This window comes from Ramlibacter sp. MMS24-I3-19, from assembly GCF_050320135.1.
Taxonomy (GTDB): Bacteria; Pseudomonadota; Gammaproteobacteria; order Burkholderiales; family Burkholderiaceae_C; genus Ramlibacter.
This window is the reverse complement of the sequence record NZ_CP190017.1, coordinates 830014-849886: the sequence shown is the minus strand read 5'-3', so window position 1 is coordinate 849886 and position 19873 is coordinate 830014. Positions and strand designations below refer to the sequence as shown.

The 19873-nt window shown below is 69.5% G+C and carries 18 protein-coding genes; 10 read left to right on the top strand and 8 right to left on the bottom strand.

Translation table 11 applies throughout. The features are described from left to right. The 4 genes from ACPWT1_RS04120 (at nucleotide 1) to ACPWT1_RS04105 (ending at nucleotide 4707) form a co-directional block, all read left to right on the top strand. Complete coding sequence (locus ACPWT1_RS04120) at nucleotides 1-1260, top strand: acyl-CoA dehydrogenase family protein (protein ID WP_427914144.1); 1260 nt, start codon at nucleotides 1-3, stop codon at nucleotides 1258-1260. Between the two features lie 64 nt (nucleotides 1261-1324). Next, on the top strand, nucleotides 1325-3667 hold the full coding sequence (locus tag ACPWT1_RS04115) for a xanthine dehydrogenase family protein molybdopterin-binding subunit (protein WP_427914143.1): 2343 nt from the start codon (nucleotides 1325-1327) through the stop codon (nucleotides 3665-3667). Between the two features lie 12 nt (nucleotides 3668-3679). Then, on the top strand, nucleotides 3680-4255 hold the full coding sequence (locus tag ACPWT1_RS04110) for an AAA family ATPase (RefSeq protein WP_427914142.1): 576 nt from the start codon (nucleotides 3680-3682) through the stop codon (nucleotides 4253-4255). Further along, entirely contained in the window at nucleotides 4252-4707 is a 456-nt protein-coding gene (locus ACPWT1_RS04105) for a GNAT family N-acetyltransferase (RefSeq protein WP_427914141.1), read from the top strand. Before ACPWT1_RS04110 ends, ACPWT1_RS04105 begins: the two co-directional genes overlap by 4 nt. Before the next feature lie 9 nt (nucleotides 4708-4716). On the opposite strand, the gene ACPWT1_RS04100 is transcribed toward ACPWT1_RS04105, so the two are convergent. Next, nucleotides 4717-6045 carry a D-amino acid dehydrogenase gene (locus tag ACPWT1_RS04100; protein ID WP_427914140.1) on the bottom strand — a complete coding sequence of 443 codons (1329 nt, stop codon included), beginning with the start codon at nucleotides 6043-6045 and terminating at the stop codon, nucleotides 4717-4719. A gap of 73 nt (nucleotides 6046-6118) precedes the next feature. Between ACPWT1_RS04100 and ACPWT1_RS04095 the strand changes: the two genes are divergently transcribed. Both ACPWT1_RS04095 and ACPWT1_RS04090 read left to right on the top strand, forming a co-directional pair. After that, on the top strand, nucleotides 6119-7033 hold the full coding sequence (locus ACPWT1_RS04095) for a LysR family transcriptional regulator ArgP (protein WP_427914139.1): 915 nt from the start codon (nucleotides 6119-6121) through the stop codon (nucleotides 7031-7033). 11 nt (nucleotides 7034-7044) lie between these two features. Next, the gene (locus ACPWT1_RS04090; RefSeq protein WP_427914138.1) at nucleotides 7045-7656 is read left to right on the top strand and encodes a TetR/AcrR family transcriptional regulator; all 612 of its coding nucleotides are present in this window, start codon (nucleotides 7045-7047) and stop codon (nucleotides 7654-7656) included. Here ACPWT1_RS04090 and ACPWT1_RS04085 read toward each other — a convergent pair. Continuing rightward, nucleotides 7653-8468, bottom strand: a complete 816-nt coding sequence (locus ACPWT1_RS04085; RefSeq protein ID WP_427914137.1) for a metallophosphoesterase — start codon at nucleotides 8466-8468, stop codon at nucleotides 7653-7655. The genes ACPWT1_RS04090 and ACPWT1_RS04085 overlap by 4 nt on opposite strands. A gap of 44 nt (nucleotides 8469-8512) precedes the next feature. After that, on the bottom strand, nucleotides 8513-9472 hold the full coding sequence (locus tag ACPWT1_RS04080; RefSeq protein WP_427914136.1) for a LysR family transcriptional regulator: 960 nt from the start codon (nucleotides 9470-9472) through the stop codon (nucleotides 8513-8515). Nucleotides 9473-9582: 110 nt separating this feature from the next. Here ACPWT1_RS04080 and ACPWT1_RS04075 point away from each other — a divergent pair, with 110 nt between their 5' ends. Both ACPWT1_RS04075 and ACPWT1_RS04070 read left to right on the top strand, forming a co-directional pair. Continuing rightward, entirely contained in the window at nucleotides 9583-10023 is a 441-nt protein-coding gene (locus tag ACPWT1_RS04075; RefSeq protein WP_427914135.1) for a hypothetical protein, read from the top strand. 19 nt (nucleotides 10024-10042) lie between these two features. Then, a complete protein-coding gene (locus tag ACPWT1_RS04070) occupies nucleotides 10043-10186 on the top strand; it encodes a hypothetical protein (protein ID WP_427914134.1) in 144 nt (47 codons plus the stop codon). A 66-nt stretch (nucleotides 10187-10252) separates the two neighbouring features. Here ACPWT1_RS04070 and ACPWT1_RS04065 read toward each other — a convergent pair whose 3' ends face one another. From ACPWT1_RS04065 to ACPWT1_RS04050, 4 genes are all read right to left on the bottom strand, one after another. Beyond that, entirely contained in the window at nucleotides 10253-12103 is a 1851-nt protein-coding gene (locus ACPWT1_RS04065; protein ID WP_427914133.1) for a phosphoenolpyruvate carboxykinase (GTP), read from the bottom strand. A 308-nt stretch (nucleotides 12104-12411) separates the two neighbouring features. Further along, nucleotides 12412-12564 (bottom strand): hypothetical protein, encoded by a 153-nt coding sequence (locus ACPWT1_RS04060; RefSeq protein WP_427914132.1) that lies wholly within the window; start codon nucleotides 12562-12564, stop codon nucleotides 12412-12414. A 50-nt stretch (nucleotides 12565-12614) separates the two neighbouring features. After that, entirely contained in the window at nucleotides 12615-13019 is a 405-nt protein-coding gene (locus ACPWT1_RS04055; protein WP_427914131.1) for a PaaI family thioesterase, read from the bottom strand. A gap of 22 nt (nucleotides 13020-13041) precedes the next feature. Then, nucleotides 13042-14241 (bottom strand): threonine ammonia-lyase, encoded by a 1200-nt coding sequence (locus ACPWT1_RS04050; RefSeq protein WP_427914130.1) that lies wholly within the window; start codon nucleotides 14239-14241, stop codon nucleotides 13042-13044. A gap of 131 nt (nucleotides 14242-14372) precedes the next feature. Between ACPWT1_RS04050 and ACPWT1_RS04045 the strand changes: the two genes are divergently transcribed. Beyond that, nucleotides 14373-16673, top strand: a complete 2301-nt coding sequence (locus ACPWT1_RS04045) for an ATP-binding protein (protein WP_427914129.1) — start codon at nucleotides 14373-14375, stop codon at nucleotides 16671-16673. 93 nt (nucleotides 16674-16766) lie between these two features. Here ACPWT1_RS04045 and recQ read toward each other — a convergent pair whose 3' ends face one another. Further along, nucleotides 16767-18617, bottom strand: coding sequence for a DNA helicase RecQ (gene recQ, locus ACPWT1_RS04040; protein ID WP_427914128.1), 1851 nt, complete (start codon nucleotides 18615-18617; stop codon nucleotides 16767-16769). Nucleotides 18618-18698: 81 nt separating this feature from the next. Here recQ and ACPWT1_RS04035 point away from each other — a divergent pair, with 81 nt between their 5' ends. Beyond that, nucleotides 18699-19745 (top strand): homocysteine S-methyltransferase family protein, encoded by a 1047-nt coding sequence (locus tag ACPWT1_RS04035; protein ID WP_427914127.1) that lies wholly within the window; start codon nucleotides 18699-18701, stop codon nucleotides 19743-19745. Nucleotides 19746-19873: the final 128 nt, after the last annotated feature.

The window sequence follows — 19873 nt, the reverse complement described above, 5'->3', positions numbered from 1 at the left end:
ATGGACACGAACGCGCCACTCGGCTTCACGCCCGCGGTCGGCGACACCGAGCTGTCGCCGCAGCAACGCTCGCTGCTGGCGCTCGCGCACGAACTGGGTCGCACCCGCTTCGCGCCGCGGGCCGCGCAGTGGGACGCGACGGCCAGCTTCCCGTTCGCCAACTTCGACGACTTGCGTCAGGCCGGCCTGCTGGCGATCTGCGTGCCACGCGACCACGGCGGCGCGGGGGCCGACTACGCCACCTACATGCTGGTGGCCGCGGAGGTGGCGCGCTTCTGCGGCGTGACGGCGCTCACGTGGAACATGCACGTGAGCTCGACGCTGTGGACCGGCGTGCTGGCCGACGGCACCCCAATGACGCCGGCGCAACGCGAGGAGCATGCGCGGCGTCGCGGTCTGCATTTCGATCGCGTCGTGCGCGAAGGCGCCATCTACGCGCAGCCGTTCTCCGAGGGCAGCGCCGCCGCGGCAGGGCGCGCTCCGTTCGGCACCACGGCGCGCAAGGTCGACGGCGGCTGGATCGTCAACGGCCGCAAGATCTTCGCGTCGCTGTCGGGCGCGGCGCAGTACTACGGCCTCCTGTGCACCGAGGACAAGGAGGGCGTGAAGCCCGATGCGCGCGACACGCTGTACCTGGCCATGCCCGCCGGCAGCGAGGGCTTCGCCATCAGTGGCGAGTGGGACCCGCTGGGCATGCGCGGCACCGTGAGCCGCAACCTCACGTTCGAGAACGTGTTCGTGCCCGATGCCGAGCAGCTGATGCCGCGCGGCCTGTACCACAAGGGCGCGCAGACCTGGCCTGCGATGTTCTTCACCCTCGCGCCCACCTACCTGGGCCTGGCCAATGCGGCGTATGACTTCACGGTGCAGTACCTGCGCGGCGAGGTGCCGGGCGAGCCGCCGGTGAAGCGGCGCATGTACCCGACCAAGCAGGTCGCGGTGGCCCAGATGCGCATCCAGCTGGAAGGATTGCGCAGCCTGTTCCTGCGCGCGGTGCGCGAGGCGCGGCCGAGTCCGTCGAAGGACGAGCGCATGCGGCTCTATGCCGCGCAGTACACGGTGATGGAAGGCGCCAACGACATCGCGCGGCTGGCCCTTCGCACCTGCGGCGGGCAGTCGATGATGAAGCACCTGCCGCTGGAGCGCATCTACCGCGACAGCCGCTGCGGCTCGCTAATGCTGCCGTGGACGGCTGAACTGGTGCTCGACCGCATGGGCCGCGAGGCCCTGTACGAGCCGGGCGAGAAGGACGAGGCATAGCGCGGCGTCCTCGTGCGCGTCTTCGCGCCCGGCGGCACAATGGCTGCCCGCCAGCGAGGACCCGATGAGCGCAGACCTTCCCGACACCGACATCGCCACCCGTTTCGGCAGCGGCCGTGCCGTGCCGCGCATCGAGGACGAGGGCCTGCTCAAGGGCGTCGGCCGCTACGCCGACGACGTGCAGCCGGCAGGCGAGTTGCGCGTCGCGTTCGTGCGCTCGCCGCATCCGCACGCCCGCATCGTGTCCGTGGACGCCGCCACCGCGCGCGGCATGCCGGGAGTGGCATTCGTGGTCACGGGCGCCGACCTCGTGCAGGCGGGCGTGAAGACGCTGCCGGTCGACGTCATGTTCAGGCGCGCCGACGGCGCGCGGAGCGCGTCGCCCCAGCGGCCGGTGCTGGCGCACGACCGCGTGCGGTTCGTCGGCGAGCCGGTGGCGATCGTCGTGGCCGAGACGGCGCAGCAGGCCCGCGACGCGGCCGAAGCCGTGTGGGTCGAGTACGAGGACCTGCCCAACGTGACGGACGTGGAGACCGCGACCCGCGGGCAGGTGGTCGCGCTGACCGGCCAGGCACCGGACAACGTCGCGGCGGAGGCCCGCTACGGCGATGCGGCCCAGGCAGAGAGCGCGTTCAGGTCGGCCGCACACGTCGTGCGGCTGGAGGTTCGCAACCAGCGGGTCGCTGCGCTCTCCATCGAACCGCGCACGGTGCTGGCGTGGACGGCGGAGGACGGAAGGCTCACGCTGCGCATGAGCAGCCAGATGCCCTCCGGCGTGCGCACCACGCTGTGCGACGTGCTGGGCCTGCCGCGCGAGCAGGTGCGCGTGACGGTGGGCGATGTCGGCGGCGGCTTCGGCATGAAGACCGGCGCTTATCCGGAAGACGTGGCGGTCGCGTACTGCGCCCACAAGCTGCGCCGGCCGGTCAAGTGGGCCGCCGACCGCAGCGAGGACTTCCTGTCGTCGCACCACGGCCGCGACTTGCGCACGCACGCCGAGCTGGCGCTGGCGGCGGACGGCCGCATCCAGGCGCTGCGCCTGCGATCACAGGCCAACGTCGGCGCCTATGCCACCGGCACCGGCGTCGCGATCCAGCTGTTGATCGGGCCCTGGGTGCAGACCAGCGTGTACGACATCCCGCTGGTGGACTTCCAGTTCCAGGCCGTGCTGACCAACACGGCGCCGACGGGCGCCTACCGCGGTGCGGGAAGGCCGGAAGCGATCTTCACCATGGAGCGCCTGATGGACGAGGCCGCGCGCCAGAGCGGCATCGACCGCATCCAGCTGCGCCGGCGCAACTTCATCCGCCCCGAGCAGATGCCGTACAAGAACCCGATGGGGCAGACCTATGACGTCGGTCGCTTCGAGCACGTGATGGACCAGGCGCTCGCGCAGGCCGACTGGAACGGCTTCGAGGCGCGTCGCGCGCAGAGCCAGGCGCGCGGCAGGTTGCGTGGCCTCGGCATCGCGACGTTCCTCGAATGGACCGGTGGCAATGTGCTGGAGGAGCGCGTCACTGTCGACGTGCTGCCCGACGGCGTGATCGAGGTGTTCTCGGCCGTCAACCAGATGGGGCAGGGCATCGCCACCACGCTTGCACAACTTGTCGTCGACGTGTTCCAGGTGCCGATCGGCCAGGTGCGCGTGGTGCTGGGCGACACCGACCGCGGCGATGGCTTCGGCAGCGCCGGCTCGCGATCGCTGTTCACCGGCGGCTCGGCGCTGCGCCAGGGCGCGGAGCGCACGCTGGACGAAGCACGCAAGCTCGCGGCGCAGGACCTCGAGGCCAGCGCCGCCGACCTGGTCTACGAAGCGGGCAAGTTCAAGGTGCGCGGCACCGACGTGGCGGTCGACCTGTTCACGCTGGCGGGCAAGCAGCCCGGGCAGCGCATCCATCTGGAGAGCAGCACGGCGGTCGCCGGCCCCAGCTGGCCCAACGGCTGCCACATCAGCGAGGTGGAACTCGATCCGCAGACCGGCGCGCTGCAGGTCGTCGCGTACAGCAGCGTCAACGACGTCGGCCGGGTGGTGAACCCGACCATCGTGCGCGGCCAGCTCGATGGCGGTGCGGTGCAGGGCATGGGCCAGGCGCTGCTGGAGCAGATGGTCTACGACCCTGCCAGCGGCCAGCCGATCACGGGCAGCCTGATGGATTACGCCGCACCGCGCGCCGACCTGGTGGCCTGCGACTTCGTCACGCGCATGGACGAATCCACGCCGTGCAAGAACAACCCGCTGGGGGTGAAAGGTGTTGGCGAGCTCGGGACGATCGGCGCCACGCCATGCGTCGTCAACGCCGTCGCCGATGCGCTCGCGCGCGGCGGCCATGCGGCGCTCGCGCCCACGCTGCAGATGCCGCTGACGCCGGCGCGCCTGTGGCAGGCGATGCGCGGCGAGAAGCACTGACGAACACGTGACATGCCAGACGCCGCGCCATTGCTGCAACGCGTGGTGATCGTCGGCATGAGCGGGGCGGGCAAGAGCACGCTGGCGCGGCGACTCGCGCAGGCCATGGGTGCGCCGCACGTCGAACTCGATGCCTTGTTCTGGGGGCCGGGCTGGGAGCCGCACTTTCCGGCCGAGTTTCGCGCGTGCGTGCAGGCTGCCGTGCAAGGCGAGCGCTGGGTGGTGGATGGCAACTACAGCTCGGTGCGCCACCTGGTCTGGCCGCGCGCCACCGCGATCATCTGGTTGAACCTGTCGTTGCCACGCGTGTTCACGCGCGTGCTGGTCCGCACGGTGCGTCGCGCTGCCAGCGGGCAGGTGCTGTGGAATGGCAATCGCGAATCGTGGCGGCGCTCGTTCTTCAGCCGTGAGTCCATCCTGTGGTGGGTGGCGCGGAACCACGCGCCGCGCCGGCGCCAGTTCGCAGCGCTGAAGCAGGCTGCCGGCAGCGGGCCGCCGGCGTGGATCGAGCTGCGGACGCCGCGCGCGGTGGACGAGTGGCTCAGCTCTGTGGAAGGCCGCGGCGGCCTGGCGACGGTGAAAGCATGAGCACGACGATCGTCGATGTGCAGCCGGGCGACGTCGCAGTGATCAAGGCATTCATCGCGCAAGTGATCGCCAACGCCGTGACGCAGGACGAGAGGCTGCTGGGCGACTTGCGGGCCAATGTCGAGGGCAACGTGGACTGGTGGCTGGCGCATCCGCAGGACACCGTGCATCTGAAAGCCGTCCGGGATGGCCGTGTCGTCGGTGTCGTCCTGGTCAAGCAGTTCTGGAACCTGTGCAGCCTGTTCGTCGAGTCCGGGTCGCAGGGGCAGGGCCTCGGCCGCGCCCTGGTCGAGGCGGCGATCGACCGCTGCACCGGACGCAGCCCGAAGCAGGCGTTGTGGTTGAACGCGGCGCCGGGCGCGGGCGGCTTCTACAGGCGCCTGGGATTCACGGAGCGACCCCCGACGCAGGCACTGCCGCCCGGATTCGTCGCCATGGAGCGTCTCCTGTGACGCGAAAGATCAGGCCGGGCTGGTCCGCAGGCTCTCGGGCGACGGCGGCTCGAAGCCGTGGAAGCCGAATGCCATCTGCGGCCGCTCGCCGCTGATCAACGCAGCCATCGCCTTGCCCGAGCCGGCGCCGTGCGTCCAGCCGAGCGTGCCGTGCCCCGCGTTCACCCAGAGGCGATCCACACGCGTGCGCCCGATGTAGGGAATGTTGGTCGGCGTCGCCGGGCGCAGCCCGGTCCAGAAGCGTGGGTTGCCGCCTTCGGCTTCCGTGCGGGTGTCGCACACGCCGGGCATCACCTGCTCGATGCGCGCGGCCAGCATCCGGCAGCGGGCCTGCGCGACAGGCGACGTGAGCGACGTGTCGTAGCCGGCCAGCTCGATGGTGCCGGCCACGCGCAGCTCGTTGCCCAGGCGGCTCATCGCGATCTTCAGTTCGTCGTCGATGGTGCTCACGAAGGGCGCCGCTTCGGGCCGCAGGATGGGGAAGGTGGCGCTGTAGCCCTTGCCCGGATAGACCGGCAGGTCGACGCCGACGGTGCGCAGCAGCGGCGCCGAGTAGGAGCCGCAGGCCACGACGACGGCATCGGCGGCCAGGCTGCGCAGCAGGCCGGTGGCGCGATCGCGCACGCGCACCGCGTTCACCGCGCCGCCGCTGGCCTCGAGCCGGGCGACGTCGTGCCCGTACAGGAACTGCGCGCCGCGCAACTCGCAGCGATCCGCCAGTTGCTCGGTGAACACGCGGGCGTCGCCGCTCTCGTCGCTGGCGGTGTAGGTCCCGCCGACGATGCGGTGCGCGAACGGGCGGAACGCCGGCTCGATGGCCAGCAGCTCGTCGCGGCTGACCACCTTGCGCTGCACGCCGTGCGCCTGCATCAGCGTGGCCGCTTCCGCGGCGCTGTCGAACGAGGCCTGGTCGGTGAAGTAGTGCGCGATGCCGCGCTCCAGCCGCTGGTACTGGATGCCCGTCGCGCGCACCACGTCCTTCAGCGCAGCGTGGCTGTAGGCGCCCAGGGCGACCAGCTGGCGCACGTTGCGCTCGAAGGCGGCGTCGTTGCATTCGGCCAGGAAGCGCAGGCCCCAGCGCCACTGCTGCCAGTCCAGCTGCGGCCGGAACAGCAGCGGGGCGTCATGGCGGAACATCCACTTGAGCAGCTTGGCTGGTGCGTGCCGGTTGGCCCAGGGCTCGCAATAGCTCACCGAGATCTGGGCCGCGTTGGCGAAGCTGGTCTCGCGGGCCGCAGCCGGCTGGCGGTCGACGACGGTGACCGTGTGACCGCGCTCGAGGAGGTGCCAGGCGGTGCTGGTGCCGATGATCCCGGCGCCGAGGACGAGGACGTGCATGGCGCCAGTGTCCGGCGCGGCCTCGCGCCTGGAAAGCGGATTTAAACTTCCGCGCGATCCATCAGCATTGCTAATGAGCACCTACGACCCCGCCGCGCTGGAATGCCTTGCCGCCATCGTCGAGGAAGGCGGCTTCGAACGCGCGGCCCAGCGCCTGTCGATCACGCAGTCCGCGGTGTCGCAGCGGTTGCGGGCGCTGGAGTCGCAGGTCGGCACGGTGCTGGTCGTGCGCAGCCGGCCGCTTCGGCCCACCGCGGCAGGTCAGCTGCTGCTGAAGCACACGCGCCAGCTGCGGCTGCTGCGCGCCGACCTCGAGCGCGACCTGCGCGAACTGGCGCCCAGCTCGATCGGCGGCGGACGCGAAGAGGAGCGGATCTCGATCGCGATCAATGCCGACAGCCTGGCCACCTGGGCACTGCCGGCACTGGGCGGGCTCACGCGCGAGGGCTTGCCGCTGGAGATCATCACCGACGACCAGGACTTCACCCACGAATGGCTGCGCGAGGGCAAGGTGCTGGGCTGCGTCACCACCGTCAAGCAGGCGCTGCGCGGCTGCAAGGTGGTCGGCCTCGGTGCGATGCATTACATCGCGATCGCGACACCCGATTACGCGCGCGAGCGTTGTCCCAAAGGGCTCACGGCGCACAACTTCCGCGAGCAGTCGTTCATCGCGTTCAACCGCAAGGACGACATGCAATGCGAGTTCGTGGCCAAGGCGTTCGGCCTGCGCCGCGTGGGGCTGAACCAGGTCTTCGTGCCCAGCTCGGAAGGCCAGGTGCGCGCGGTGCTGGCCGGCTGGGGCGTGAGCGTGGTGCCGGAGCTGCTCGTGCGCGGGCTGCTCGCGCAAGGCGCGCTCGTGGACCTCTTGCCCGGTCGCGCGCTGCCGATCCAGCTGTCGTGGCATTGCTGGAACCTGCAGTCGGATGTGCTCGATGCGCTGACGCAGGCGCTCGTGCAAGGCGCCCTGAGCGCGTTGGCCCGGCAGTAGAATTTCGGGCCATGAGCACACTCGCCCGGCCGTCCTTCAAGGAGCAAATGCTGGCCGCGCGCGAGGAGGCGATCATCCAGAACGTCAACCGGCTGCTCGCGGAAAAGGGGTTCGACGCGATGACCGTCGACGAGGTTGCCTCCGCGGTCGGCATCGCGAAGGCCAGCCTCTACAAGCACTTCACCAGCAAGGAAGACCTCGCCGCCGCGGCGATGGTGCGGGTGATGCGCCGGGCCCAGCAGTTCCTGAAGGACGTCGACGCCAACCTGCCGCCGCTGGACAAGCTCAAGGCCGCGGTCCGCTGGACCCTGCAGGTGCAACTGGCCGGCCAGATGCCTTCGCTGCCGGGCCAGAACTCGTCGTTGCGTGCCGCGCTGATGTCCAGCCGCGATTACATCGACTCGCGGGTCGAGATCAGCGAGACGCTGGGCGCATGGATCGAAGCTGCCCAGCGCGATGGTGCGGTCAATGCCACGCTGCCTGCCGTGGCCGTGCTGTACACGCTCTACGCACGCGCCTGCGACCCGGTCGTGGAGTTCCTGCGCGGCGGCGGGCAGCTTGGCGACAGCGAGATCATCGAGCTGGTGATCAGCACCTGCTTCGACGGCCTGGCCGCGCGCTAGCCCTCGCCGCCCACCTCCAGCACGAGCTGGGGGTCGAAACCCTCCTGCTCTCCCTTGCGCGCATACCCGAGCGGATTCGCGAGCACGCGGCATCCGCCGAAGGTGTAGTCCTGCCGGCAGTGCAGGTGGCCGTGCAGCCAGAGCTGCGCCTTCGGCAGCAGCTCGTCGAGCGCATTGCAGAACCCCGCCGTGCCCGGCACCAGGCCGTAGCGCGGGTCGGCGCTGCGAAGGCTGGGCGCGAAATGCGTCACCACCACGGTGGGTCCCTCGAAGGGTTGCATGAGCGCGTCGCGCAACCAGGCCTGGCACTCCAGCCCCAGCTCGCGCCACTGCTCGGCCAGGAACGGCTCGCCGCGCCGCGTCGCACCAGTCTTGCCCAGGTAGAAGTTCGCGGCGCGGAACGCCTTGTGCCGTTGCTTGACCAGCCGCGTGGTGTCGGGTGCCTGGATGGCCAGCGCATCGAAGTCGGTCCACAGCGTGGTGCCGATGAACCGCACGCTGCCAATGACAACCGTCTCGCGCTCGAGCCAGGTGATGCCCAGCCGCTCGCAGGTGGCGCGCAGGCGAGCGTGCGTGCTGTCGAAGTCGAGGTTGTCGTACTCATGGTTGCCGGGCACGAACAGCACGGGCACCGGCCATCCGCGGGCCGGCGCGTAGCGCTCCAGGCCGAAGTCGTCGCCGGGCAGGCGGCTGCCGGGCTGGTAGGAGCCGATGTCACCCACCAGCACCAGCAGCTCGGCACCGGGTGCCGGGGGCACCTGCACGTCCGGCTGGGTCTCGAGATGCAGGTCGGACAGGAACTGGAAACGCACGCGTGGGATTGTCAGGGCAGGGGCGCGCGCCGTGGTCCGCGTGGTCACTGCGCCTGCGGGCCGAACACCTTGCGCGCCGCGGCCGCCACGGCCAGTCGCAGCCAGGCGTGGTCGCTGCGCTGCGCCTGCCGGTGGTGCCAGAGCGACTCCACGTGCACCCGCTGCACGTCGAACGGCAGGTCGCGTGCAACCAGCTCGGGGCCCATGCCGGTGACCTTCATGAAGTGCCTCGGCAGCACGGTGAGCAGGTCGGACGTGCGCACCACCTGGCCGGCGGTGAAGAACTGGTTGACGGTCAGCACGACACGGCGCTTCTCGCCCCGCGCCGCGAGCGCCTCGTCGATGAAGCCATAGGGCCGGCCGGAAAAGCTCACGAGCAGATGGCGCGCGTCGCAGAAGCGGCGCAGCGTCAGCGGTTCGCGCGACAGGGGGTGGTCGCCGCGCATCACGCAGACGTACTCGCCACCGTAGAGCCGCTCGTGGTCGAAGGCGGGCCGGTTGCCCGCCTGTGACTGGGCGGTGAGGTCCGCCACCACGGCGGGGAAGAAGCCGATCGCCAGGTCCGCCGTGCCTTCGTCGAGGATAGGCCGGGGGTCCCGGGTGGTGAGCGGCAGCACCCGCACGGAGATCCCCGGCGCATCGCGTTCGAGGATCTCGACGAGGTCCGGCACGAGCGCGGCCGCGGTGGCATCGGCCATGGTGAGCACGAAGGTGGTGTTGGCCTGGGCGGCGATGAACTGGCCCGGGCCCAGGGCGCCTTCGAGTTGCCGGAGCGCCTCGCTCACCGCCGGCCACAGCGCGACGGCACGTGGCGTGGGTTCCACACCGTAGCCACTGCGGCTGAAGAGTTTGTCACCAACTGCTTCGCGCAAGCGATTGAGCGCGTTGCTCACCGCGGGCTGGGTCATCGCCAGGTTGCGGGCCGCGCGCGTGAGGTTTCGCTCGGCCATGACTTCGTCGAACACGCGCAGCAGGTTCAGGTCGAGGGTGCGGAAGTTCGGCATGTATGTATGTGATGAATGATAGGCATCACAACTGCCAATTTGATAAATATCCGGGCAAACCCTAATCTACGGACCGTGCACGCGAAGAGCGTGAATTACAGGAGGACCCCATGACCAGTTTCGTCCACGTCGACTTTCCCACCGAACACCCCGGCGTCGCCCGCGCAGAGCGCGCCCTTTCCACCCTGAGCCAGCTGGGCCGCAGCTTTGACGGTGCCCGCGGTGCCGCCACCCTGCTCCTGGTCGCCGTCGTGGCGTCCCTGCTGGTCGTCGCCAACCAGGTGATCGACACCTGGACCGAGGGCCACCTGCTGGCCGCCTGGATCGTGCTGTGGACCGTCGCGTTCGCCGCGCTCGGCTTGCTGGCGGCTCCGCTGCGCCGTGCCGTGCATTCCGCTCGCACCGGCTGGGTCCGCACCCTGGCGGCCCGCCGCGAAGCAGCACAGGATCGTGAGCTGTGGGCGCTGGCGCTCACGGACGCCCGCGTGATGGCCGAGCTGAGCCGCGCGATGAGCCGCGACACGGCGCGCGACGTCCGCGGCTACCGCTGAGGCTCGCATGCAAGCGCTGATGCTTGCCCGTCGCGGCTGGGAAGTGCTGCTCGCGGTGATCCCGCGGCAGCTGCTGCGTGGCCTGGACGCCTGGGCGCGACGCCGGGCCCAGGCCCGTGCCGAGCGCCGGCGCCGGCTGCTGCGCGCCAGCCAGCCTCGCTGAGCCGCCTTCGCCGACGGACAAAGACAAAGGCCGCCTCCGGGCGGCCTTTGTCATTGGAAGGCGCGGTCAGGCCGCCAGGCGCTTCTCGATCTCGGTCTTGGTGGCACCCAGCTCCTGCGGCAGGTGGTACGACAGCTGCTGGAACAGCTCCGAGTGCAGCTGCAGTTCCTTCTCCCAGGCGGCCTTGTCGATGCTGATCACCGACTTGAACTGCTCGGGCGAGAACTCCAGGCCGGTCCAGTTGAGTTCCTCGTAGGTCGGGCTGATGCCGAACACATGGTCGGTGCCCTGGGCCTTGCCTTCGATGCGGTCGATCATCCACTTGAGCACGCGCATGTTCTCGCCGTAACCGGGCCAGACGAACTTGCCGTCGGCGCCCTTGCGGAACCAGTTCGTGGTGAAGATCTTCGGCGGCTTGGCGCCCTTGGCCTCCAGCTTCTTGCCCAGGTTGAGCCAGTGCTGGAAGTAGTCGCTCATGTTGTAGCCGGCGAAGGCGAGCATCGCGAACGGGTCGCGACGCACCACGCCGACCTGGCCGACGATGGCGGCGGTGGTTTCCGAGCCCATGGTCGCGGCCATGTACACGCCCTCGACCCAGTTGCGGCCTTCGCTCACCAGAGGCACCGTGTTGGAGCGGCGGCCGCCGAAGATGAAGGCATCGATCGGCACGCCCTTGGGATCGTCCCAGGTCGGATCGAGCGCCGGGTTGTTGGTGGCCGCGACCGTGAAGCGGGCGTTCGGGTGCGCGGCCTTGGCGCCGGTCTCCCGGGCGATCTGCGGCGACCACTCCTTGCCCTGCCAGTCGATGGCGTGCGCCGGCGGCTCGCCCATGCCTTCCCACCAGACGTCACCGTCGTCGGTCAGCGCGACGTTCGTGAAGATCACGTCCTTGTCCAGGCTGGCCATGCAGTTCGGGTTGGTCTGCGTGTTGGTGCCGGGCGCGACGCCGAAGTAGCCCGCTTCAGGGTTGATGGCGTACAGGCGTCCGTCCGCGCCGGGCTTGACCCACGCGATGTCATCGCCGATGGTGGTGACCTTCCAGCCCTCGAAGCCCTTGGGCGGCACCAGCATCGCGAAGTTGGTCTTGCCGCAGGCCGAGGGGAACGCCGCCGCGACGTGGTACTTCTTGCCCTGCGGATTGGTCACGCCCAGGATCAGCATGTGCTCGGCCAGCCAGCCCTGGTCGCGGCCCATGGTCGAGGCGATGCGCAGCGCGAAGCACTTCTTGCCCAGCAGCGCATTGCCGCCGTAGCCCGAGCCGTACGACCAGATCTCGCGCGCCTCGGGGTAGTGCACGATGTATTTGGTCTTGTTGCAGGGCCAGCTGGAATCCTTCTGGCCGGGTTGCAGCGGGGCGCCCACCGTGTGCACGCAAGGCACGAACTCGCCTTCCACGCCGAGCACGTCGTACACCGCCTTGCCCATGCGAGTCATGATCTTCATGTTCACCGCGACATAGGGGCTGTCGGACAGCTCCACGCCGATGTGCGCGATGGGCGAGCCCAGCGGGCCCATCGAGAACGGCACCACGTACATGGTGCGGCCCTTCATGCAGCCGTCGAACAGCGGCTGCAGCGTGGCGCGCATCTCCGCCGGGTCCATCCAGTTGTTCGTCGGGCCCGCGTCTTCCTTCTTCTTCGAGCAGATGAAGGTGCGGTCCTCGACGCGGGCGACGTCGCTCGGGTCGGACCAAGCCAGGTAGGAGTTCGGGCGCTTGACGGGGTCCAGCCGGCGGAAGGTGCCGGCATCCACCAGCTTCTGGCAGAGGCGGTCGTACTCCTCCTGGCTGCCGTCGCACCAGTAGACGGACTCGGGCTTGGACAGCGCCACCATGTCCGCCACCCAGGCGATCAGCCGGGCATTGCGCACGTAGTCGGGCGCATTCAGGTTCAGGCCCTGCATCACGGGTGAATTCATCTCGAAGCTCCTAAAGTGAAAAACCGGGTTTCACAAAGGAGCTCAGGGAGCAGGCCGAGCGCGCCTTTTAAAAACCGGGCTTTGGCTCAGTCGGCGTGCGGGCTGCGGTGGCTGCAGGATCGCTGCGGTGCCACCCCGTGCCGCGGGTCGGCTGGAGGTGTCGATTCTATGAACGCCGAACTGATCTGGGTTCGCTGGTCAGGGCGAAACCATGCAAAACCAGCATGACGTTATGCCGGCGAAATGGATGGGCGAAAGAAGAGCCCGGGAGCTTGCGCCGCCGGGCTCGCTGATGGGCTGCTCGCCGATCAGGCCATGTAGATCGCGATGAACGCGAGCAGGAACATCAGCACCCCGCCCACGATCGGCAGCACGATCGGCATAACCGGCACGACGGCCTCGACGCCGTCCTGGGGCTGGGTTTCGTCGCCGTGGCTGTGGCGGACTTCGGTGCTCGACATGATGACCTCGTGACTCGTGGAACGGCGATTTTAGCGGGAGCGAGGCAACCCTACAGGAGGGCGTAGGTGGTCGACGCGCGGCACACGCTCTTGCCGTCGTCGGCGCCGCGGATGTCGATCTCGCCGAAGGCCAGCGACTTGCCTGCCCGCAGCACGCGCGCTTGCACCAGCGCGTCCCGGTTGGCGAGCGGACGCAGGAAGCTGCTGTTCATCTGCACCGTGGTGCACGGACGGAACGCGCCGAAGTGGTTGACCAGCGCCAACACCATGGCGGTGTCGGCAGCCGCCATCATGGCCTGGCCACACAGGATGCCGCCGCTGCGCGCGAGTTGCTCGGTGACCGGCAGCCGCAGCGTCACGCTGTCGTGGTCGAACGCCTCGGCACGCAGCGCCAGGGCCTGCACCCAGGGTGCGAAGTGCGCGGGCAGGGTCGCCTGCAGGTCCTCGAGCGTCATGCGGCGCGATGGTGAAAAAGGCTCATTGCCGATCGGCCTGGAAGCCCGACGTCCGCAGCGCCTGCAGCACGGCCTCGATGTGCGCCGGCCCGCGCGTCTGGATCACCAGCTCGATGTCCACGTTCTGCGCCGCCAGCATCGTGAAGGCGCGCTGGTGGTGCACCTCGTTCACGTTGGCGCCGGCTTCGGCCACGGTTGCCGTGATGCGGGCGAGGGAGCCGGGGACATCGCGCGCGCTGACGCGGATGCGTGCCAGCCGGCCGGCGCGCACCATCCCGCGCTCGATGATCGCGGCCAGCAACAGCGGATCGATGTTGCCCCCGCCGAGCACGAGCCCGACCGTGCGGCCCGCGAAGCGCGCCGGATCCTTCAGCATGGCAGCCAGCCCGGCCGCACCCGCACCCTCGACCAGCGTCTTCTCGATCTCCAGCAGCATCACGATGGCCTGCTCGATGTCGCCCTCGTCGACCAGCACGATGTCGTCGACGTGGCGCTCAATGATCTGCCGCGGCACCCGGCCCGGCGTGCCGACCGCGATGCCTTCGGCGATCGTCGACAGGCCCTGCGGCAGCGAGGCCTGCTTGATCGCGTTGTACATGTTGGGAAAGCGCAGGGTCTGCACGCCCACGACCTGGATGCGGGGCTTGAGGGCCTTGGCCGCCACCGCCATGCCAGCGATGAGGCCGCCGCCGCCGACCGAGACCACCAGCGTGTCCAGCTCGGGCACGTCGGCCAGCATCTCCAGCGCTGCGGTGCCTTGTCCGGCGACGATCGCTTCGTCGTCGTAGGGGTGCACCAGCACCAGCTGCTCGCGCTCGGCCAGCTGCATCGCGTGGGCGCGCGCCTCTTCCAGCGTGTCTCCGTGCAGCACGACCTCGGCGCCGAAGCCGCGGGTGCGCTCGATCTTCACCCCGGGCGTGAAGCGCGGCATCACGATCACCGCGCGCAGGCCCAGCCGTTGCGCGTGGTAAGCGACCCCCTGGGCGTGATTGCCGGCGCTCATGGCGATCACGCCGCGGCGCCGCTCGCTCTCGGTGAGCTGGGCCAGCTTGTTGCACGCACCGCGTTCCTTGAAGCTCGCCGTGAACTGCAGGTTCTCGAACTTCAGGAACACGCGCGCGCCGGTGAGCTCGGACAGCGTGCGTGATTCGACGCAGGGCGTGCGCAGCACCTGGCCTTGCAGGCGACCGGCGGCGGCCTCGATGTCTGGGAGGGTCAGCATGGCCGCCATTGTCGGCGCGAACGCGCCAGGGGCCGCCGCACACGTTCTGCATCAGCGGCTTCCATGGCCGATGAAGCCGCGTTATCGTGCGTGCCGGGGCACCCGTGCCGGGGACCCTCCTGGAGGCCTTCATGGTCAAGCGATCCACCGACGTGCAGCTGCTCGCCTCACCGGGGCTGGCCGATGCGCCGGTGCTCGACCTCATGTGCTCGCATTTCGTGCTCACCCTCGCGGCCAAGCAGGGGGGCAAGTTCAACGTGCGCCGCGACCTCAACGGGCTGCTGGCGCTGGCCGGCCGGCACCTGGTCTGGCCCGCGCCGGCGTTGGCGCGGTTGCGCGAATTCCTCGGCCGCCGCTGCAAGGACAACGAGTTCTGGCGCGGCCACGAGCGCCTCTCCACGGCCGCCTTCCTCGAGCGCCACGGCGTGTGGCGCGGGCCGTACGAGGAGGGCACGCTGTTCTTCTACCTGGACGAGTACGCCAAGGACCAGCCCAAGGACCTGCTGTCCGTGCTCACCGTCACGGGCGAGTGGCTCACCCATGCGCTGAAGAAGCAATCGACGCTGGTCGAGAAGAACATCGACGCGCTCTCCGGGCTCCTGCAGCTGAACCAGGCCGAGCGCGCGCTGCTGCTGTACGGCACGCTGGCCCGCTACCAGCGCGACCTGCGGAGCATCCTGGTCGAGTTCAAGGTGAACAACGCGCCCGAGGCCTACGCGGCCATCGCGGAGATCGCGGGCGTGAATGCGCAGGATGTCGGCGAGGCATTGCGCGCCGGCTCGCGCCTCGAGCGCATCGGACTGGTCGAGAACCTGATCTCCGAGCACAACATCACCGACCTCGCCGACCTGATGAAGGTCAGCGAGAAGCTGCCGCCCGTGCTGATGCGCGAGTACCGCGACCAGAACGAGCTGATGGCGGTGTTCACGCGGCCCTGCAGCAAGAGCGACCTGCGTCCGGTCGATTTCGCCTTCGTGCAGGAAGAGGTCCAGGTCTTGTGCGCGCTGCTGCGCCGCGCCGTCGAGCGCAAGGAGCCGGGCGTGAACGTGCTGCTCTATGGACCGCCCGGCACCGGCAAGACCGAGCTGGCCAAGGTGGTGGCGCAGGCCGCGGGGCTCGAGCTGTTCGAGGTGGAGTACGCCGACCGCGACGGCAACTCGCTGTCGGGCCGCGACCGCTATCGCTCGCTGCAGATCGCGCAGGTCTTCCTCAAGGGCAGCGCGCAGGCCGCGCTGCTGTTCGATGAAGTCGAGGACGTGTTCCCGCCGATCAGCTCCGAGGCGGCGCAGTTGCTCGCGCGCGCCGAGCAGGTCGCGGCGCCCGCGACCGGCAGCGTCAGCGGCAAGGCCTGGGTCAACCAGATCCTCGAATCGAACCCCGTGCCCACGTTGTGGGTCACCAACCGCATCGAGCAGATCGATCCCGCGTTCCGGCGCCGCTTCGCCTACCACCTCGAGCTGAAGTCGCCCCCGCCGGGCGCGCGCGAGGGCCTGGTGCGCAAGACGCTCGAAGGCGTGGCGGTGTCCGATGCCTTCGTGGCCAAGCTCACCGAGCGCAAAGGCCTCACGCCGGCGCAGATCCGCACCGCGGTGCGGTTCGCGGGACTGGCCGGTGGCGAGCATGCGTCGATCGAAAGCCTGATCGAGCGCCAGCTGCGCAACGCCGACCAGGCCTTGGGCAACCGGCTGCCCGCCGGCGCGCGCCGGGCGGTGACGACCTACGACCTCGCGATGCTCAACGTCGAGAGCCGCTTCGAGGTGCCGCGCATCGTGCAGGCGCTGAAGGCGCGCGGCCACGGCACGCTGTGCTTCTACGGCGCGCCGGGCACCGGCAAGACCGCGCTGGCCGAACACATCGCGCGCAACCTCGACCGGCCGCTGCTGGTCAGGCAGGCCAGCGATCTCATGAGCAAGTTCGTCGGCGAGACCGAGCAGAACATGGCCGCCATGTTCCGTGAAGCGGAAGCCGAGAAGGCGGTGCTGCTGCTCGACGAAGCCGACAGCTTCCTGCAGGACCGGCGCGGCGCGCAGCGCACCTACGAGGTGACGGAAGTGAACGAGATGCTGCAGGGCATGGAGCGCTTCGCGGGCATCTTCGTCTGCACCACCAACCTGCTGGACCGCATCGACCAGGCGGCGTTGCGGCGCTTCACGTTCAAGATCAAGTTCAAGCCGCTCACGACCGCGCAGCGCGAGGCGATGTTCATCACGGAAGCGCTGGGTGGCGATGCGAGCGGACTGGCCACCGGCTTTCGCGAGCGCCTGGCGCGGATGGACCAGCTGTGCCCCGGCGACTTCGCGGCGGTCAAGCGGCAGGTGGATATTTTGGCCGCGCCGTTCTCCGCCGAGGAGTTCCTCGAGCAGCTGGAAGCCGAGCACCGCATCAAGCCCGAGGTGCGCGAGGCGAGGTCCATCGGGTTCACGAGCACCTGAACTTGCGGTTCCGGCGAAAGCCGGAATCCAGTGCGTGCGTCGATGCGTTGGCCGTCGCTTGCGGGTCAGGCCCGCAATGACAGCACTGGGCTCTCAGCCTGCTTCCGCCACCACCTGCAGCACCGCCTCACCGTAGGCCTCGAGCTTGCGCGCGCCGATGCCGCTGATGCCTTCCAGATCACTCACGGACGACGGCGCCGCCGCGGCGATGGCGGCCAGCGTGGCGTCGTGGAAGATGACATAGGCCGGCAGGTTGTGCGAGCGCGCGACGTCGGCGCGCCAGGCCTTGAGCGCCGCGAAGCGGGCCTGGCCGTCGGCCGTCAGGCCCGCGGCAGCTGCGGGCGCGGCGGAGGTGCGGCCGCTCGCCCGCTTGCGCGAGGCAGGCTGCGAGATCGATTCGCGCAGCAGCACCTGCTGTTCGCCCTTGAGCACCGCGCGCGAACCTTCGGTGAGATGCAGCGTGTTGAACGCCTGTGCGTCAACGCCCACCGCACCGGTGGCCACCAGCTGGCGCAGCACGCCGCGCAGCTGCGCCTCGCTGTACGAGGCGCCGACGCCGAACGTGGAAACCTGCTCATGGCCGAACTGCGCCACCTTGTCGGTCTGGCGGCCGCGCACGATGTCCATCAGGTGCCCGGCGCCGAAGCCGATGCCGCTCTTCTGCTGCACGCGGTAGATGGTGGACAGCAGCTTGCGCGCGGCGTCGGTGCCGTCCCAGACCTGCGGCGGCGCCAGGCAGTTGTCGCAATTGCCGCAGGGCCTGGAGTCTTCACCGAAATACGCGAGCAGCCGCTGTCGACGGCAATCCGTGGCCTCGGCCAGCGCGAGCAGCGCATCGAGCTTGCCGCGCATCACCTGCTTGAAGTCGTCGCCGGCGGGGCTCTCGTCGATCATGCGCCGCTGGTTCACCACGTCCTGCAGGCCGTACGCCATCCACGCCTGGGCAGGCAGGCCATCGCGGCCGGCGCGTCCGGTCTCCTGGTAGTAGCCCTCGATGTTCTTGGGCATGTCCAGGTGGGCGACGAAGCGCACGTCGGGCTTGTCGATGCCCATGCCGAAGGCGATGGTGGCGACCATCACGATGCCGTCCTCGCGCAGGAAGCGGTCCTGGTTGGCCTGCCGAATTGAGGCGTCGAGGCCCGCGTGGTACGGCAGCGCCTGGATGCCCTGGCCGGCCAGCATCTCCGCCGTCTCCTCCACGCGCTTGCGCGACTGGCAGTAGACGACGCCCGCATCGCCTTCGTGCTCCTGCTCGATGAAGCGCAGCAGCTGCGTGGACGGGTCCTTCTTCTCGACGATGCGGTAGCGGATGTTGGGGCGGTCGAAGCTGCTGACGAACTGCCGCGCTTCCTGCAGCTGCAGCCGTTCGACGATGTCGGCGCGTGTGAGTGCGTCGGCGGTGGCCGTGAGCGCGATGCGCGGCACCGCCGGGTAGCGCTCGTGCAGCACCGCGAGCGCGCGGTACTCCGGCCGGAAGTCGTGCCCCCACTGGCTGACGCAGTGCGCCTCGTCGATGGCGAACAGCGCCAGCTGCCCGCGCTGCGCCAGCGCGTCGAGCTGCGCCAGGAAGCGCGGCGTGGTGACGCGCTCGGGCGCCGCGTACAGCAACGTGAGCTCCCCGCGCTGCAGCCGCTTCTCGACCGCGATCGCCTCGTCGAAGCTGAGCGAGGAGTTGAGGAACGCCGCTTCGACGCCGGCTTCGTGCAGCGCGCCGACCTGGTCGTGCATCAGCGCAATCAGAGGCGACACCACCACGGTGATGCCGTGGTCGGCCTGCTGCCGCGCGATGGCCGGGATCTGGTAGCACAGCGACTTGCCGCCGCCGGTGGGCATGAGCACCAGGGCGTCGCCGCCGGCGCAGACATGGTCGACGATGTCGGCCTGCGAGCCGCGAAAGCGCTCGTAGCCGAAGACGTCGTGGAGGATGGAGGCGGGGGAAGACAAGGGCGCATTCTCCCTGCTGGGCCGTGACCCAACGCAGGGTTCCTACAATCGGCCGACTGCCCGCGTGACTTTTCCTCCTCCATGAAGCCGATCATTTACACCCGTGGCCAGCAGCTGCCCGCCCTGTTGGAGCAGCGCATCCTCGTGCTGGATGGCGCCATGGGCACCATGGTGCAGCGCTTCCGGCTCACCGAGGCCGACTACCGCGGACAGCGGTTCCAGGACCATCCGAAGGACCTGAAGAACAACGGCGACCTGCTGGTGCTGACGCGTCCCGACGTGATCCGCGACATCCACGAGGGCTACCTCGCAGCGGGCGCGGACATCATCGAGACCAACACCTTCGGCGCCAATGCGATCGCCCAGGACGACTACGGCCTGGGCCACATCGCCCGCGAGCTGAACGTCGTGGCCGCGAAGCTGGCACGCGAGGCCGCCGACAAATTCGGCACGGCGGACAAGCCGCGCTTCGTGGCGGGCGCGCTCGGCCCGACGCCGCGCACGGCCAGCATCAGCCCCGACGTCAATGACCCGGGCGCACGCAACGTCGACTTTGAGCAGCTGCGTGCGGCCTACCGCGAGCAGGTCGAGGGCCTGCTCGAGGGCGGCGTCGACCTGCTGCTGGTGGAGACCATCTTCGACACGCTCAATGCCAAGGCGGCGCTGTTCGCGATCGACGAGGTGTTCGAGGCCACGGGCGAGCGCCTGCCGATCGTCATCAGCGGCACGGTCACCGATGCGTCGGGCCGGGTCCTGAGCGGCCAGACCGTCACCGCCTTCTGGTACAGCGTGCGCCATGCGCAGCCGCTGGCGATCGGCCTGAACTGCGCGCTGGGCGCCGCCCTGATGCGGCCCTACATCCAGGAGCTGAGCAAGGTGGCGGGCGATACCTTCATCAGCTGCTACCCGAATGCCGGCCTGCCCAATCCCATGAGCGACACCGGCTTCGACGAGACGCCCGAGGTCACCTCGCGGCTGCTGCGCGACTTCGCCGCCGAGGGCCTGGTGAACATCGTCGGTGGCTGCTGCGGCACCACGCCGGAGCACATCGGCGCCATCCGCGAGGCGGTGGCACCGCTGGCCGCCCGTTCCACCCAGCGCAACTTCTTCTACCGCGAAGCGGCCTGAATCCATGGTCGCGTTGGATGGGCGCCCGCCGGGAGCTTGCGGCTCCCATCCGGTGTCGCTGAAAGCGCGCGCAATGGCTGAGGGACTGGCAAGATGCGGGTTGATCCAACCTCGGCGGTTTTTTGCAC

Excerpts from the sequence above, each read along its gene's own strand:
- ACPWT1_RS04070 (WP_427914134.1), top strand. The coding sequence starts at position 10,043 with ATGCTTGCCCGTCGCGGCTGGGAAGTGCTGCTCGCGGTGATCCCGCGG.
- ACPWT1_RS04100 (WP_427914140.1), bottom strand. The coding sequence starts at position 6,045 with ATGCACGTCCTCGTCCTCGGCGCCGGGATCATCGGCACCAGCACCGCC.
- ACPWT1_RS04060 (WP_427914132.1), bottom strand. The coding sequence starts at position 12,564 with ATGTCGAGCACCGAAGTCCGCCACAGCCACGGCGACGAAACCCAGCCC.
- ACPWT1_RS04095 (WP_427914139.1), top strand. The coding sequence starts at position 6,119 with ATGAGCACCTACGACCCCGCCGCGCTGGAATGCCTTGCCGCCATCGTC.
- ACPWT1_RS04045 (WP_427914129.1), top strand. The coding sequence starts at position 14,373 with ATGGTCAAGCGATCCACCGACGTGCAGCTGCTCGCCTCACCGGGGCTG.
- ACPWT1_RS04075 (WP_427914135.1), top strand. The coding sequence starts at position 9,583 with ATGACCAGTTTCGTCCACGTCGACTTTCCCACCGAACACCCCGGCGTC.
- ACPWT1_RS04120 (WP_427914144.1), top strand. The coding sequence starts at position 1 with ATGGACACGAACGCGCCACTCGGCTTCACGCCCGCGGTCGGCGACACC.
- ACPWT1_RS04065 (WP_427914133.1), bottom strand. The coding sequence starts at position 12,103 with ATGAATTCACCCGTGATGCAGGGCCTGAACCTGAATGCGCCCGACTAC.
- ACPWT1_RS04090 (WP_427914138.1), top strand. The coding sequence starts at position 7,045 with ATGAGCACACTCGCCCGGCCGTCCTTCAAGGAGCAAATGCTGGCCGCG.
- ACPWT1_RS04050 (WP_427914130.1), bottom strand. The coding sequence starts at position 14,241 with ATGCTGACCCTCCCAGACATCGAGGCCGCCGCCGGTCGCCTGCAAGGC.
- ACPWT1_RS04115 (WP_427914143.1), top strand. The coding sequence starts at position 1,325 with ATGAGCGCAGACCTTCCCGACACCGACATCGCCACCCGTTTCGGCAGC.
- ACPWT1_RS04035 (WP_427914127.1), top strand. The coding sequence starts at position 18,699 with ATGAAGCCGATCATTTACACCCGTGGCCAGCAGCTGCCCGCCCTGTTG.
- ACPWT1_RS04105 (WP_427914141.1), top strand. The coding sequence starts at position 4,252 with ATGAGCACGACGATCGTCGATGTGCAGCCGGGCGACGTCGCAGTGATC.
- ACPWT1_RS04055 (WP_427914131.1), bottom strand. The coding sequence starts at position 13,019 with ATGACGCTCGAGGACCTGCAGGCGACCCTGCCCGCGCACTTCGCACCC.
- ACPWT1_RS04110 (WP_427914142.1), top strand. The coding sequence starts at position 3,680 with ATGCCAGACGCCGCGCCATTGCTGCAACGCGTGGTGATCGTCGGCATG.
- ACPWT1_RS04080 (WP_427914136.1), bottom strand. The coding sequence starts at position 9,472 with ATGCCGAACTTCCGCACCCTCGACCTGAACCTGCTGCGCGTGTTCGAC.